General features: G+C 62.1%; 18 protein-coding genes. 13 read left to right on the plus strand and 5 right to left on the minus strand.

Translation table 11 applies throughout. The features are described from left to right. Positions 1-77: 77 nt before the first annotated feature. Positions 78-284, plus strand: a complete 207-nt coding sequence (locus AB4Y79_RS06720) for a hypothetical protein (RefSeq protein ID WP_441859922.1) — start codon at positions 78-80, stop codon at positions 282-284. Between the two features lie 390 nt (positions 285-674). On the opposite strand, the gene AB4Y79_RS06725 is transcribed toward AB4Y79_RS06720, so the two are convergent. Continuing rightward, positions 675-1925 (minus strand): glycoside hydrolase family 26 protein, encoded by a 1251-nt coding sequence (locus AB4Y79_RS06725; RefSeq protein ID WP_441859924.1) that lies wholly within the window; start codon positions 1923-1925, stop codon positions 675-677. Positions 1926-2070: 145 nt separating this feature from the next. Here AB4Y79_RS06725 and AB4Y79_RS06730 point away from each other — a divergent pair, with 145 nt between their 5' ends. The 7 genes from AB4Y79_RS06730 to AB4Y79_RS06760 all read left to right on the plus strand — a co-directional run bounded on the left by AB4Y79_RS06730 (position 2071) and on the right by AB4Y79_RS06760 (position 7112). Further along, positions 2071-2373 carry a DUF4287 domain-containing protein gene (locus AB4Y79_RS06730; protein ID WP_441859925.1) on the plus strand — a complete coding sequence of 101 codons (303 nt, stop codon included), beginning with the start codon at positions 2071-2073 and terminating at the stop codon, positions 2371-2373. Positions 2374-3356: 983 nt separating this feature from the next. Further along, entirely contained in the window at positions 3357-3704 is a 348-nt protein-coding gene (locus AB4Y79_RS06735) for a hypothetical protein (RefSeq protein ID WP_441859927.1), read from the plus strand. 10 nt (positions 3705-3714) lie between these two features. Continuing rightward, a complete protein-coding gene (locus AB4Y79_RS06740) occupies positions 3715-4137 on the plus strand; it encodes an ArsR/SmtB family transcription factor (RefSeq protein ID WP_441859929.1) in 423 nt (140 codons plus the stop codon). Beyond that, positions 4130-4603, plus strand: coding sequence for an SRPBCC family protein (locus tag AB4Y79_RS06745; RefSeq protein WP_284987857.1), 474 nt, complete (start codon positions 4130-4132; stop codon positions 4601-4603). The genes AB4Y79_RS06740 and AB4Y79_RS06745 overlap by 8 nt, the downstream gene beginning before the upstream one ends. Beyond that, positions 4600-5415: an alpha/beta fold hydrolase gene (locus tag AB4Y79_RS06750; RefSeq protein ID WP_441859931.1), complete on the plus strand. Its 816-nt coding sequence runs from the start codon at positions 4600-4602 to the stop codon at positions 5413-5415. The genes AB4Y79_RS06745 and AB4Y79_RS06750 overlap by 4 nt, the downstream gene beginning before the upstream one ends. A 51-nt stretch (positions 5416-5466) precedes the next feature. Next, a complete protein-coding gene (locus tag AB4Y79_RS06755; protein WP_284987855.1) occupies positions 5467-6180 on the plus strand; it encodes a DUF998 domain-containing protein in 714 nt (237 codons plus the stop codon). Between the two features lie 278 nt (positions 6181-6458). Then, positions 6459-7112: a helicase associated domain-containing protein gene (locus tag AB4Y79_RS06760; protein WP_441859933.1), complete on the plus strand. Its 654-nt coding sequence runs from the start codon at positions 6459-6461 to the stop codon at positions 7110-7112. 253 nt (positions 7113-7365) lie between these two features. Here the strand turns inward: AB4Y79_RS06760 and AB4Y79_RS06765 are convergent, their stop codons facing one another. Then, positions 7366-7521 (minus strand): hypothetical protein, encoded by a 156-nt coding sequence (locus tag AB4Y79_RS06765; protein WP_441859934.1) that lies wholly within the window; start codon positions 7519-7521, stop codon positions 7366-7368. Positions 7522-7997: 476 nt separating this feature from the next. Between AB4Y79_RS06765 and AB4Y79_RS06770 the strand changes: the two genes are divergently transcribed. From AB4Y79_RS06770 to AB4Y79_RS06780, 3 genes are read left to right on the plus strand one after another with little or no spacing between them, the layout of a single operon-like run. Further along, the gene (locus tag AB4Y79_RS06770; protein ID WP_441859936.1) at positions 7998-8330 is read left to right on the plus strand and encodes a hypothetical protein; all 333 of its coding nucleotides are present in this window, start codon (positions 7998-8000) and stop codon (positions 8328-8330) included. Beyond that, positions 8311-8637 carry a hypothetical protein gene (locus tag AB4Y79_RS06775; protein WP_441859937.1) on the plus strand — a complete coding sequence of 109 codons (327 nt, stop codon included), beginning with the start codon at positions 8311-8313 and terminating at the stop codon, positions 8635-8637. The genes AB4Y79_RS06770 and AB4Y79_RS06775 overlap by 20 nt, the downstream gene beginning before the upstream one ends. A 33-nt stretch (positions 8638-8670) precedes the next feature. Further along, a complete protein-coding gene (locus tag AB4Y79_RS06780; protein ID WP_441859939.1) occupies positions 8671-8808 on the plus strand; it encodes a hypothetical protein in 138 nt (45 codons plus the stop codon). Between the two features lie 247 nt (positions 8809-9055). On the opposite strand, the gene AB4Y79_RS06785 is transcribed toward AB4Y79_RS06780, so the two are convergent. After that, entirely contained in the window at positions 9056-9271 is a 216-nt protein-coding gene (locus AB4Y79_RS06785) for a hypothetical protein (RefSeq protein WP_441859941.1), read from the minus strand. A gap of 449 nt (positions 9272-9720) precedes the next feature. After that, complete coding sequence (locus AB4Y79_RS06790) at positions 9721-10215, minus strand: RNA polymerase sigma factor (RefSeq protein ID WP_441860222.1); 495 nt, start codon at positions 10213-10215, stop codon at positions 9721-9723. 724 nt (positions 10216-10939) lie between these two features. On the opposite strand from AB4Y79_RS06790, the gene AB4Y79_RS06795 reads away from it, so the two are divergent. After that, positions 10940-11674, plus strand: a complete 735-nt coding sequence (locus tag AB4Y79_RS06795) for a TIGR02391 family protein (protein ID WP_441859943.1) — start codon at positions 10940-10942, stop codon at positions 11672-11674. Between the two features lie 101 nt (positions 11675-11775). Beyond that, positions 11776-12819: an ATP-dependent DNA ligase gene (locus tag AB4Y79_RS06800; protein ID WP_441859945.1), complete on the plus strand. Its 1044-nt coding sequence runs from the start codon at positions 11776-11778 to the stop codon at positions 12817-12819. Here AB4Y79_RS06800 and AB4Y79_RS06805 read toward each other — a convergent pair. Beyond that, a complete protein-coding gene (locus AB4Y79_RS06805; protein ID WP_441859947.1) occupies positions 12781-14625 on the minus strand; it encodes a tyrosine-type recombinase/integrase in 1845 nt (614 codons plus the stop codon). The genes AB4Y79_RS06800 and AB4Y79_RS06805 overlap by 39 nt on opposite strands. Positions 14626-14866 lie beyond the last annotated feature (241 nt).

The raw sequence follows: 14866 nt of genomic DNA on the forward strand, positions 1-14866 counted from the left end.
CGAGGCATGTGCCCGTGCTTGAATATGGCCTGTGCCGCGCCGGCACTTTCGGGACCTAACGAGCGTCAGGAGAAGCTGTGGCTGGAATCAATGCGAAGTTCGATAAGGAATACCTGGACAAAGGAATCGATGAGCTGGCCAAGGCGCCGGTCGAGGCCTTGAAGGGGCTCTCCGAGGGCGACGCCCAGAAGCTGAAAGAAGCGCTGAACATCAAAACAGTCAAAGACCTTGGCACCAACAAGTTCTTCATCTGGGCCCAATCGGTGGCAAAGCTCGCCGAGTAACAGAAGACACACCGCTCAGGAGACGCCGGGCAACAACAGCTGGGGATCGCGTTGGCGTATAGCGACCTGTTAGCCGCCACCTGGTCTGAGCAGGTCGTGGGCAGTAAGGATTCGCTGGCCATCGGCGGTCAAGGCTTCGATGGTGCTGCCCAGGGCAGCGGCTTCCAGTGCCGCGGTTGTGAGATTTCCCTGGGTGACCAGCGATTGCAGGATGCGGCAGCGGTCCTCGGTGTCGTGGGCGCCGACCCCGGAACCAGCTACGCCTGGTCCAGCGATCCAAACCCCCTCACAGTCTGCCGACGGAACCTTGCGCAAAGCGGTTGCGAAGCATCGGGCCCGACCGTCCAGAGCCGGAAAAGGCACAAGGCCCTGGGGAAGGACAAGGTAGCGTTATGTGCCAGCCGGGCGGCAGTTGGTGCCTGTCCCGTAGTGCAGCCAGTCCGGCAGCGCAGCGGTGAAGGCGTCACGGATTGAAGGACTGTTGGTGACGGTCCAGTCGATCCTGCCGTTGACCTCCGCCTCGTTCTTGTCCCATTCGAACCAGTTGATCATCTTCAGGTTGGGGAACTGGGCGTGGGTCTGGGGGCTGAACACCTGCTCCCACCAAGTGCGTTTGATGTCCACCTCTGCAGCGCCACCGGCGGCGGGGTTGTAGAGGGCAGCTGTTTCGGGGATGGCCACCGGCTTGTTGTGGTCCTTGCCGTAGGTGCCGTAGAAGTCGGGCAGCAGACTGTCATCGCCGTTGGCGCCGTTGTAGGTTCCGGTGAGCTGTTGGGTGAACTTGTCCGCCTCCGGGATCTCGTTCTCGCCCCACGGGTACTTGGCACCCCAGTGGTACAAAGACATGCCAACCCAGTCCACCGCCTCATCACCCGGGTAGTACGGGGCGTAGGGATCGTCCGCCATGGTGAGGGCGCCGTCGTGGTCCGTGTCCAGGGCAGCGAAATCCGCAGTGCCGGGCTCGGCCTCGAACTGGCCGCCGGCAAAGGGGTACCCGCCGGCATAGTTGGGCGCCCACATCATCGCCGACCCCCGGGCGTCCCTGTGCACGGCGTCCGCCACCCGCGTGAACAGTTGCTTGTACTCCAGCGGTTGTTGCGACCAGGGGTACCAGGAGCCGTTCATCTCATGGGCAAGGCGGACAATCACCGGCACCCCCTGGCTGTTGATCCACGCGAGGTCCTTCACCAGGGCGTTCACTACCTCGGGAGTGACGGCGGCCAGCCCCTGCTTGGGCTCAAGCGTCAGCAGCATCATGTGCCCGTCGCCGCGGATCTGCGCAGCGGCCTGCTGCAGGTGGGTCCGCTCCTGATCCGTGTAGGGGAAATCGGCGAAGGAAACGCTAACGGCGGGTTTATGGCCGAAATCAGCGGCGTACTGGGACAGCGGCTTGGCGTCCAGGTTCAGGTTCACCCCAAACAACGCGCCCGACGCCGGCACTAGGGTGTTCCGGTCCGCAGCCTCGCAGTTGGGGGTGGCGGCAGCGCTTTGGCTCGCCGCTGTTTCCTGGGCTTTGCGGTCGCGGTCCGCCAAGGCACCCGTGATGCTGGCAGCGCCCAGACCGGCGGCCACCACCGCCACACCAATCGGAAGTGCCCAGGACTTAAGCCTGTCCATCACGACCCCACGACGCGTGGTCATTGCGCGCCCTTTGTGCTGATCCCCCGTCACAGAAAAACCCCCCATTGACCTGCTGTTTTTCCCATCCTAAACGGCCCGGACAGCGCCTTCCGCTGTTACAGTCCTGTCGAAGACAAACCGTTCAGGACTCACGTGAGGGGGACACATGTCCTTTCAGGCTTATCTGGATGCGATCGAACAAAAGACCGGCCTGACGCCGGCCGAACTGGTTGAAAAGGCGCATGAGCGCGGACTGGACACCCCCAGTACCAAGGCAGGTGACATCCTGGCGTGGCTCAAGGATGACTACGGACTAGGCCGGGGCCACGGGATGGCGCTGGTACACGTGATTACCAAAGGACCCAAAATCAGCTCGAAGCACGTCGGATCCGACGGCGTACACCGCGATGCCTCCGACACGCTAAGCCTTGACGGCACCGCGGCACGGGAAACCACCACGGAGGCGTAATCGGCCGTCCATCGGGGCCTATGGCTCCCAAAAGACTTAACCGCCTCACACAAGCCTGATCGTGGTGATCTGGTCCGTGCTACCGTGAACGCGATTGGGGAGGCACAGTGTCATTACTCGGGTGGGACCTGTTGGAGCGTTTCGTCCACGTCGACGTGTTGATCCGCACGACCCTCAGCGCGGGTGCACCTCCTATGACAGCTCTCGCCGTGCTTGCGGTGGCTGTTGCCGTTGCCGTCTTCATGGCCTATACGTTCCAATCACTGCTGTACGCCCTGCGCGTCCCAACTGCCAGTACCTATCCTCAGGGTCCGGAAGACCAGCCCAAACCAGGCGCCCTGTCCTTACTGTTATCAACACCCGTCGGTGGGACCGGTCCCCGCGCTCCGGGCGTGACGTCACGTCGCCCCGGGAGCCCCAAAACAGCCCACTAGTACCGGCAAACCAGCCAAAAAGCAGCTGGACCCTGCCGATGCGCTTGTTTGCCCTTGCTCCCCTCGGCGACCTCAGGAAACTTTCTGACGCCGTTACCAGGAGCCAATACCCATGCACCGCAATACCCCCTTCCTTCGCAGCAAATCCCCGCGCTACCGCTCACTGCCCCAGCGGCACCTTCGACTGCTGTGCAAGCTCACCAATCGACTCACACGACGATGGGCTGTGCGCACCACCCTCTTCGGCGGGTGGGCCTGGCTCGCCGCCGGCTCGCTCATTGGATTCGAAGCATTCGAGATCATATTCGGAGCGGTCGCCCTGGCCCCCGAGCTGCTCCCGTTCATCATCCTCAGCCTCGCACTCACCTGGTGGCTGCGCAGGCGTGCTCGACGAATCCGCGCACGCGCCAGCGCTTATCGCCGCCTCAGGCGAATCAAACACAATCCCTCAACCATCGGATGTCCCGAGCGACGTGCGATTGCGCCAATAATGCCTTGCACCAGGTTGTTCTGGTGCGCATGGGCTCGTGCCAACGGACCAAGGAGTACGTGGCTAAACGCACGTCAGAGGGAAAGAGCAAACGCGAAATCATGCGCTGCCTCAAACGCTACGCAGCCAGAGAAATCTACCGTCAGATCACCAATCCCCGGCCCGCACCCGACAACTCCGACCTCCGCCGCAGGCGGACAGACCTCGGCATGACCTTAACGACCGTCGCCGGCGAACTTGGTCAATGGGTTTCCATCATTTCGCGTCTGGAACGCGGACATATCCGCAACGATGCCCTGGCCGGCGCCTACCGGAAATGGCTCATCGACCAGGCCGAAATGCCACGCCGCACACCTCCGACGACAGCTGCAGCAAGGACAAATGCGTTACCGGGCGCCGTTAGCTGAGACTCAAGGCTTGACGCTTTACTCAAACCAGACTTACTCTAAAACCATAAAGTTATATAACGACAAGGTTATGGTTTTGATGGTTGATGAATTGAGTGCAGTGTTCGCGGCGTTGGCCGATCCGACTCGGCGGGCTATTCTGCAGCGGCTCGCTGACGGTGACGCGCAGGTGTCCGACCTCGCGGCGCCTTTCAGGATCAGCCAACCGGCGATTTCGAGGCATTTGAAGGTATTGGAAAATGCTGGCCTGATCTCCCGGAACCGGGTAGCGACTGCCCGGTTCAGTCATCTGGAGCCCGACCGGCTTAAGGAAGCGAGCGAGTACATGGAGCGGTACAAGAAGTTTTGGGGTGAGTCCTTCGACAAACTCGACGGCGCGCTGGCCTCGTTTCAGCGCGACACCCCACCTACGGGAAAGGGCCGAGATGTCTGAGGGGCGCCAGCAGGAAGTCACAGAACACGATGTTTTCATTTCCCGCTCTTTCGCCGCCCCCAGGGACACGGTCTGGCGGTTCTGGACCGAACCCCAACTCCTCGCCTCATGGTTCGGGCCTGAAGGAGTTCACGTACCCGTGGACAGCATCATCGTGGAGCTCGTGGAGCAGGGCCGGTGGGAGTTGACCATGGTCGACAACGCTACCGGGGCCGGCCACCCCATCCGGGGGCGCATCACCGCCTTTCAGGCACCGGAATCCCTCGAGATTCAACTGACAGCGCTGACCGAGGCTGGGCCCGTGGACGACGTCGTGCTGCGGCTTCAGTTCCACGATCACGGCGACCGGACGCGCATGACCCTCCATCAAGGCCCGTTCACCGACGAGATCCGGGACATGACCCACGCCGGATGGATACTGTCCTTCACCAAACTCGACACCCTCCTCGAAAGGCCCACAGCATGAAAACCAGCGCCGCCCAAAGCCAGGTCACCCAGATCACCTCAGCGGACGGAACCCCCATCTCCGTCGAACACATCGGCTCCGGCCCCTCCCTGGTCCTGGTTGACGGCGCCTTCTGCGGCCGGTCCTTCGGCCCGGCGCGGGCCCTGGCCACCACGCTGGCCGACTCCTTCACCGTGTACTTCTACGACCGTCGCGGCCGCGGCGACAGCGGTGATACACGGCCCTACTCCGTGGAACGCGAAATCGAAGACCTAGCCGCCGTCATCACCCATGCGGGCGGAGACCCCTACGTCTATGGCATCTCCTCCGGTGCGGCCCTCGCCCTCGAAGCAGCAGCGGCGGGTATCCCGATGCGCAAGCTCGCCACCTACGAGGCCCCCTACACGGGAATCGGGAACGTCGACGGAACGCCCGTCGACCACGCCGGGCACCTGAACTCACTGCTCGCCCAAAACAAGCGCGGCGCGATGGTCTCCTACTTCCTGGTCAAGATGATCGGCGTCCCTGCATTTGTGCCCCTCATGCTGCGCCTCATGCCAAAGATCTGGAAGAGCCAAAAGGACGCCGCCAACACCCTCCCCAATGAAATTGCCGTTACCAACAACTTCACCGCACCCACCGGCCGGTTCGCCAAAATCACGGTGCCGACCCTTGTCATGGCCGGTGGAAAAGCCGCCCCGGTCATGACCTCAGCTCAAGCAACAACAGCCGCCGCGATCCCCCAGGCCCTTCACCGCACCCTCGAGGGCCAAACACACCAAGTCTCAGACGCAGCAATGGCAGCCGAACTCCGCGGGTTCTTCACCAACTGACCCGTTGACCACTCTCACCAAATTCATTTCGCCCACAGACCGGAATAGACCATGCCCAAAATCAGCTATCAGACCGAACATCAGGGATCCCAACGACGCCCGCCCGCCTCCTCTGCCACGCGGGTATTGCTGGCCTGTGGCATCACCGCCGGCCCCCTATACCTTCTGGTCAGCTATGCCCAGGCGTTTCTTCGCCCGGGCTTCGACGCGGCACATAACGACCTCAGCGTCCTAGCCAACGGCGACCTAGGCTGGATACAAACCACAAACCTGATCCTCACCGGCGCCCTAACCCTCCTGACCGCCGTCGGATTCCGTCGCGCACTCAACCCCGGACGAGGAGCCACCTGGGGGCCGGTTCTCGTCGGAATCTACGGTGCCGGATTAGTGGGTGCGGGGATTTTCACCGCCGATCCCATGAACGGATTCCCTCAAGGCGCACCTCCCGGACCCCCTACCTCCGGGTCCCTCCACGGGTTTCTTCACTTCGTTACCGCAGGGATTGGCTTTGCCGCCTTCATCGCTGCCTGCTGCGTTATGGCCCGCCGGTTCTACACATCCGAAAACCGGAGGCTCGGAGCATTCTCCCTTGCTACCGGAATCCTCTTTCTCGCCGCCTTCGTCGGCATTGCCAGCGGGTCAACGTCAGCCGTCATCGTTCTTAGCTTCACAGCAGCCGTAGTCCTCGCTTGGACCTGGCTGGCAATAACGGCCGCCCACCTACGACGCAGCCAACCCCTGCCTCCCACCGTCCGCACCAGCTGAGCGAGCCAACCACTAAAAAGCACGATCAACAGCAATTTGACGACTATAGGAGCATCGTCGTAGACACACCAGGGCCAGGGACGGCGGAGCCCTGCGGAGCCGGCACTGGCCCTAACAGCCGGCCGCGCCAGCGGACGACCGGCAGGGTGAAGCGCAGCGAACCCCAAGCGAGGGGCACCGAGCGCACAACCAGCGCAAAAATCCGGTGTCACCTAGGCTGGTGACCGGTTGACGGGCTCGTGAGGGGAGAACTGGAGTCGATGACGGACAGTCGGCGGGTGGCACCTGACCCTGAGTTCGTCCAGCTGTACCGGGAGGGGACGCCGACATCGAAGATCGCGGCCTGGGCCGGCGTCGCGGAAACGACGGTCCGGTACCACCTGCAGCTCGCAGCGAAGCAGGACCCGGGTATCCGGGGCGAGCACAAAGCGGCGTTGGCGGCGCCGGCACCGCGGACCTCCGAGGCCGGGTTGCGGAACCTTGCCGCCATCCTGGACTTTTATGAGAGCCAGGGGCGGCTGCCGGTCGGGCACGGGAAGACGGCCCGGGAGCGGGCGCTGGGATCATGGCTGGCGAACCGTCGCCGGCAATCCGCCCAAGGGACCCTCTCCCCCGTCTACCGGGACGCGCTGGCCGTCATTCCAGGCTGGGATACGCCCTCGACCCGTAAAGCCCAGGATGCGCAGCGCTGGAAGCAGCGGCTGAAGGAGCTTCAGCGGATCCGCGCCGCCGGTGGCGAGTGGCCCCGCCACCAGAAGACGGACGACCGGGAAGAACGCACCCTGGGGGTCTGGCTGCACCAGCAACGGATCGACTACCGCGCCGGCAGGATGGATCCGGCAAAGGAGGACAAGCTGAACCGGCTCGTGCCGGGCTGGCGGGACGGCCGTGGTCACCGTGGCGGCCGCAGACGCCCGGTCCTCCCCGCCTAGGAGTCGCGGGCGCCTGGCGCGGGCCTGACCGGTTCGGCCAGGCCAGCCCGGGCATGTGGCTTAGGTTTCCTGGTCCTTTCGGGTCTTGGAGGTGGCGCGGTAGGCGGTGATGGAAGCGCCGAGCGCTGCCAGGGAGAGCACGAAGTTGATGATGGTCAGTGGTTCCATGATGGTTTCCTTATCGTTGAGCAGGACTTAGTCTGGGAAGGAGCCGGTGGCCGCAGCCTTGCGGTTACGACCACCGGGTTCGTAGCTACACCTGCTTCCTTGCTTTACGCTTACGCTTCCGAGTTGCCGCTCGGGAGCGTTGGCTCGTTAAGAGCGCGTTCCGCGTGGAGAGCAGAGCGATGAGAGCTGTCATCAGGCTCACGACCGCTGTCGCGAGCTTGATCGCTTCGTCGATGCTCATGTAGCCACCTCCTTCCTGCCCCGCCGTGCGAGGCCCCCGCTGTCGCAGCCGGTCGAGGGTGGGCCGTCAACCCCGAAGAGTGCGCGGGGAATCCCGCGAAATAAGGGAGCCCTGGCGACCGCGTGGGATTGTCCGTGTAAGTGGGTTGATGGGTCGGGCCCCCCGGACGGCTACGATGAGCGGCCCTTGTACGGAGAACAACCCAGCCAGATGTAAGGGAAAAACAAGCATTTACAGTCCGGAGCGCAGCGAAGGACCATCTCCTGGATGCAGCGCAGCGGAGACCATGGCTCTTGGCCCCGGGTTATGCCCATTGGCGGGCAGGTGGAGCCCTCCGCACAGCTCAAAGCTGTCCCCACTGGGTATAACCCGGGGCCTCGTTGTCGTACCTCTCCCCCATGATGGGAGCCGGCGGCCAGCACCATGGCCGCCGTTCTTTGGCGTGTCTATTCGAATATATATTCTAAGGTTGTGGTATGTCCTCCGAAGAGTTCGCTGCCGCGCTGCAGGCGCAGTACGCGCGGCGGGCCGGCCCAATCGGGTTGACCGTGGAAGAGCTCGATTTCGAGCACTTCCCGGTCAAGAACGGGTATCCGGGCATCCCGGTGAAGGCGTGGATCCGGTTCCCGAACTGCGCTGAGCTGGTGGAAGGGGAAGTCTTTGCCTGGACAGCGAAGGCAGCCGAAGTGACATGGAAGGACGGGCCGGTCACGTACCGGACCTGGGTGTGGAGTTCGGCGGTCACCCGCCGGGAGGAAATGATGAACAGGAATTTGGGAGAGCGGACCCGTGGCAAGAACAGCAACTGACAACCCCCTGGACGTGCCGGTGCAGGTCCGGTTTACCGCCAAAGGCATTCCCCTGGCCGTCAGATATGACGACCGGATTTGGGCCGTGGCCGCGGAACCAGTGCGCTGGTTCACGCGGTCGGACTGGTGGAACACCGCCAAGCGGGCACCGGTGGGCTGCGGGGACCTGGTCAGCGTTGAGCACTGGCAGGTACAGGTCAGACTGACCTCGACCTCGGCGCTGCGCACCTTCGAGCTGCGCCGTGACCCGCTGTCGGAGCAGTGGCTGCTGGCGGCGATCACGGACGCCGGGGCGGCCGCCGCCTAAGCCCGACAGGGCCGGCAGCTGTAGCGTGGCGCTATGACAGAGGATGTGCCCCCGGCCCTGCATCCGCCCGTGTCGCTGGCCCTGGCCAAGGCCGTTGATTCGATCCCGACTGAGGCCGCATTGCCGGGCGGCAGCCGATATGAACCCAAGTGGGACGGCTTTATTCACTGAACACTGTCAAGCAGCGGCCTCTCGGACTGCCGCCGAACACCTCAGATCCCAAGAGTTTTAGACAATCCGCTTGTGTAACTTTCAAGCCCCCTTCGCGGGACAGCCTTGCGGGCGGTTCATGCGGGAATTAGCTGCCATCCCTCCGGTGCGTCCCTGACGGCCGCATGCGGCGCGGCCGGTTGAGGACCCTTTACCAGACGAGGAACGTGGCAGGCCAGCTGCTTCCTGTGACAAACCGATGGCTGTATCAATTGTTGTTGCGGACGAGAAAGTTCGGCGCTTGCCGACTCCAGCCGGCCTCGTTCTTCACTGACTCCAAGCTGCTCTCTGCAGCCGCAGGAACCACTAACCAACCCGCTTCAGTTCTATCCGGAGTCTCGATTTTGAGGCCGTAGGACTCGAAGCTCTTCAACAATGTGCATCCCAGCGATTTGCTTTCCCCTCGGGCATCGACGGGAATCATGCAGATCGTCTTTCCGGCAGCGGCGGCGTTTGTGATCTGTTCCGGGGCCGGGGCACCGTAATACCTGATCGTTGCGCTGTGTCCCAAGAACCTGGTCTGTGACGGGTCAATACCCGTATTGGCTAGAACCGGCAGGGCTCCCGCAGGCAGCTTATCCACTTCCTGCTGAGCCCTGGCCAGTGATCCGATGACTCTTGAAGCGTCTTCCGATCGGTCCTCGGGCGTTAGAGCCAGTGCCAACGCACTAAGAACTAACCCACCAGCGAGAGCGCCGGCGCCTACCCGCAGACCCAGTCGTTTTCGAGTACTTGCCGATGAATCCTGCGGCCGCAGGTGTTGAAAGTGGGACCACTGACGCTGAGCATGCTCGCGGTTCTTTACTGCCTCCGACATTTCTATTAGCTGCTGTCGGAGCGCATCACTGCGGTCAGTCTGAAACTGTTGCGGTCTCACCCTGTTCTCCCCTCGTGAAGTGAGTGATCATGTCGTGGCTGGGGTGAATCCAGTTCCCCGTACAAAGCACCGAGCCTGGTCTTCGCGCGGTGAAGGCGGGATTTCACGGTTCCCTCTGCAACACCGAGGGCCGCGCCGGCTTGCCGCAGGCTTAGCCCTTCAAGCACACACAAAGTGATTACGTCGCGATCCTGAAGTTTGAGCCGCGAGAAAGCATCCCGCAAAGCCTTGGCCTCCGCCGCACGCTCCGCAGCGTCAACAACTTCATCGGCGACATCCACCGCTGGGGCCGGTGGCGGAAGCTGTTCCAAGAAGGACCTATAACGTCTTCGCTGCCGATTGTGATTCCGGATTGTGTTGTTTGCCGTGACCAAGAGCCAGGCAAGGATGCTGCCGTTGACTACGCGCACGTACTTCCGGCGGCGCCAGGCTTCATAGAAGACGATGGCCGTGATGTCTTCCGCAGTATGGGCAGATCCAACGACCCTCATTGCGTGGGTCAGGACCCTGTCCCGGTGACGATCAAAAAGGGCCCCGAACGCATCGCCATCACCGTCGACCGCGAGCAGCCACAAGGCCTCATCTGTGTCCTCTGATCCCCCACTCATACTTCATAGTGTCCGGATCATCGGAATGGTTCCATCTTTTGTAAGAGAAAATGCAGAGGGCAAATCAAGACACCGAAAGTCCCCCAGCAAGTCCCGGTGGAGGATCCTCACACGCCGTCCTGCAGCTGCGATCGAACATTGGCCGGGCATAGACGTAGGATTCGAGCATGTTCGCCAGCATGCCGAAGGTTCTGGGTCAGAGCGGGATCGATTTCACCGTGCAGACCCTGGAGACAACTGACACTCACATTCTTATTCGCGTGCGATCGACGGAGATGATCCCAAGGAAGACATCACGCAAGTGCAGTCTTTCCGGCAATCGCAGGCGAAGGGCTTACGCTCTCAGACAATCACGGCGCCTTAGCGCCGATGGTCCAGAGTAGTTCGTCTTCAGGACTTTTTCTCGGGCTCGTCGACTTCTCTTATTCCTTGGACGCAGGCCTCGATCTCACCTCCCCGCTGACGCTTTCCTCTGCCAACGCCCAGTTGACCTTCCAGCTCTAAAGACCCAGGATCCCGTTGGTCGATTGGCTTATGGGCGGCGCACTCTTTGCACGCGCAAGCTGGCCTTCGATGCGATGACCGCCTAACAGGGCAAGATGCTTGCATGAGCAAGTTGAACCATGAATGGGCAATCAAGGAAATCGACCAGTTCCTACGCGTGACTGACCAGGTCGGCTACGACAACAGCGGCGGAGGAGTCGTAGTGCTTGGAACACGCATGCGGGGATCGCAGACTGAAGCGTCCCAGCGTGCGCATGTTGTGGAACAAATACTTGATCGTGCTCTGCCCGGTTGGAGACAGGATCGGCCAGAGAAGGACGCGAAACTTGCTTGGCTCCGGGACCAAGCCTCAAGAGCCAAAGCCGCGATGCAAAGGGCAGCAGAGCTCGCTGAAAACCTAGGGGATAACGCTCCGGACATGGACGCGGCCAATCTTCACCCCTGGGCTTGGGAAAACGGGCGATCCTACTGGAACACAGGGCATTATCATCAGGCCGTGATGCAGGCCGCTATCCGTGTCAATGCCGAGACGCAAGCGAAGATTGGGCGCATGGATGTCTCTGAGACACCGCTGTTCAATGAGGCGTTTTCAATGGATGCGCCAAAGGAAGGCGCGCCGCGACTCAGGCTGACAGAAGATGACGGGGGTAAGACGTATCAGAACCTTCACCGGGGCGCTCGATCTTTCGCGGATGGGCTTTATACAGCTATCCGTAATCCTGGCATGCATAAGCCACAGGCAAGTCACGGCGGCGAGGAGCAGCTTGCCCTAGAACAACTGGCAGCCTTCAGCTTGCTGGCTCGTTGGATCGACCAAGCAAAAGTCCGCCGGATATAAGCTTCGGATCGCCATCCTTTATTGGGTGCTGCTCTCGGTTCCACGGCTGGACAAGGAGACAGAGACGACTTTCACCGAGGACAGAGGCCTAGTGTTGGGTCATGGATCGCTCTGGTGAGGCCCTCCCGTCGACGCTTCGCCCGCCACTGGAGGTGGTGTTGGCGAAGGCCGTGAAGGGCATTCCCGCGCCTGCTGCTCTACCCGGTCAGATGCTCTTCGAACCGAAGTTCGACGGCTACCGGGTTCTGATCTTCCGCGATCGTGACCGCGTGAGCTTATGGTCACGCCAGGGCAAAAACCTGACCCGGTATTTTCCGGATTTAGCGGAGACGGCAGGTCGCATGCTTCCCCCCGGCTTCGTGGTTGATGGGGAAGCCGTGGTGTGGTCGGAGGGGAGGTTGAATTTTGAGGCCCTCCAACGCAGGTTGTCTGCAGGTGGGGCGGCACTGCGGTCCGCGGCCGCCGAACGGCCAGCCAATTTCGTGGGCTTTGACATTCTCGGCGTGGCTGGGCAGGATGCCAGGGCCCTGCCACTGGCGGATCGTCGGGTCCTTTTGGAAGAGCTGGCAACGCTGTGGGCTCCCCCGTTTTCGTTATCGCCTCAGACCACTGACCGGGAGCTCGCCCGGCAGTGGTTTGAGGGCCTCGCCGGGGCCGGGATGGAAGGGCTTGTGGCCAAGAGCAGCATCCAGACCTATACCGGTGGGAAACGGATTTGGCTTAAAGCAAAGCACGTCTCAGAGCTGGACGTCGTTTGCGCTGCCGTTGTCGGCCCGATGGAGAGGCCGACCGAAATGGTGGCCGGCCTGCCTATTGACGGCGAGCTGCGTATTGTCGGCCGCAGCTCCACCCTGAAAGCCGCTGACAGTAAGGCGCTTTCCCGCTGGCTACGGACACCTGAAGGGCCTCACCCTTGGCCGCCAGTGGTGAAAGGAACAACGCTGGACAGGTTCAACCGTGATGCCTCCCCTACTGAGCTGACTCTCGTTGAGCCCGTCGTGGTCGAGGTGCTAGCCGATGCTGCCTGGTCCGGTCAGTCGTTTCGGCATTCACTGAGGTTCCGGAGAGTTCGTCCCGAGCTGGACCCCATGGAGGTCGAGCTCCCCTCAAGCCTGACCGTCGGTGACACGGACAGACCTGGGTGATCCAGTCATTTCGTTGCGTCGGCGACGAAGGTGGACCAGGTTCTCCTCGAGGGCTTTGACCTCGCCCAGCCACTGGTGCTTCCGGGCTTCGTCCAGGCGGGCTTCGGCGTTCGCGGTCATGTCCTCTACACGTCCTGCCTGGGCGGGGTCGACCTGCAGAAACCGGCACTTGATGCAGGCGTGCTCGTGCACGCAAGGGGTGGCGTAGGGCCGGTGACACGTCCCCAGAGCGACCCGGCGCAGGAGGAAGTGCTGTTCGAACTCCTGCCATTCCTCCGATGACGCCGTGCGCAGTTCATGGCCGGGACGGGTTTGTCTACGGCGTTCAATAAAAGCATGGTGGGCCTGGATGACGTGCTCGGGGAACACTGCCGTGTAGCCGCGGGTGGTTTCCAGGTTCAGGTGGCCAAGGAGGGTGGAGACGATATGTAGAGGGAGGCCCGAGCCTACGAGCTCGGTCGCGAAGAGCCGTCGAAAATCGTGCGGTGTGAAAGTCACGGGCACCCCGCCATCGCTGAGGCCTCCATGGGAGGCGATCCCGATGAGTAGCTTCCGAACGTAGTGGTTAGACAGAACGTTTTGGGTGGGCCCGACCAGCCGGGCGAACAGGTGAGGCAGGCGTTCGCTGAAGGTTTTGTCGTTGGGATCGTATCGAGTAGAAAGTGGCACGGCTTGGCCGGTGCCGCGGGCCCGTCGTTGCACCTCGACGAGGATTTTTACCAGTTCAGGGGACATTGGAATCAGTCGCTCCTGGTCAGTCTTGGACGGCACGATGTGCAGGAGCGGCACGATGGTGTTGTTTGTGGGAGCCACATAATGGCGCAGCGACAGCTGAGTCAGCTCCAGCAATTCTTCGATCCGAACGCCGGTTTCCTTGAGGGTGGACGCCACCGCCCAGCCCCAAAAGCTGTCGGCCTCAACAGAGGTGACGTCGGCCCGTTTTCCCACCGGAACAGGTGGCCTGGAACCCGCCTCGGCGCTTATCACCTCTGCCCAAATCCTGGCGCGAGTGTTCGCCTTGGTCCGTACCACCGGATCATGGCGCCGATAGGTCACCCCGTCGACGGTGTACGTCTCCAGGTGGGTGGCGGCCACGGTGCGTTCGAGCAGGCGGTGGCCTTTTTCCTTCAGGTCTTCAGCGGAGCGAATGAACCCCGGCAAGAGAGGAGTGAGGGATCGGGTGCGTTGCTGCATGCGTGCCTCGACTTGGCGTCGGCGCTTCGAGGAAGCCTTGGATTCGGCGCGCGGAAGTGGGATTGGTGCAACCCAGATGGCCCAGCGTTCGGGTTGCTCGTGCGACCACTCGGCGATGTCCCGGTAGAGGGCCCGCACGGCGAAGAACGTTGAGGCTGTTTCTTTGCGTGGTGTTCCCTCCAACGTGGTCTTGACACGCTCACGCCACTGAACAGCGACGTCAGGAGCAAGATGCAGGTTCTGCTGGGCGGGGTTGATGTCCAGTACCTCGGCCCAAAACAGCCGGATCAGCCTGTAGGAAAGGCTTTCGAGCGAGCCGTAATCCATGCTGGGTTTGAGCTCTTCGAGGTAATCGATGAGCAGATTCCTGACTCCTGATTCCGGAATGCCGTACCGTCGAACCAGGGTTTCAACGGTGTGTCTGCGGTTGACCACGTTTGCGTGCCAAGCTGCCCGCAGCGTCGCGGGCTCTCCTGCGAGGGGCCCGAGGGTGACAAGCAGTTCCCATGCCAGGTGCTCCTTCGCGTGCCGCGTGCTGGTACGAGCTGTGTGTGAATAGGCCAGGATGTCTTCTCCTGTCAGCTGGCCCAAGCGTTTGCCCGTTCTCACCATAGTCAATCACCCTTGCAATGGCGTTCTCAGCGTTCCGGCGCACGAGTTGGTGCGCTGCCAAGTATTGGGGAAGGCCACGCATGCGAGGCGTCTCCACCGGTTCGGCCGCGTCGAGGAAGCTGACAGCTCCCTGGCTGAGGTTCCATTGCTTCGAAGAGAACATCCACTCGTAGGACGGGCGGACGAGCCGGGCCCGGACGATGCTCGTTATGCCCAGGCTGATCTGCTGCCTCGGTCGTGC

It is taken from the genome of Pseudarthrobacter sp. YAF2, from assembly GCF_052113345.1.
Classification (GTDB): domain Bacteria; phylum Actinomycetota; class Actinomycetes; order Actinomycetales; family Micrococcaceae; genus Arthrobacter.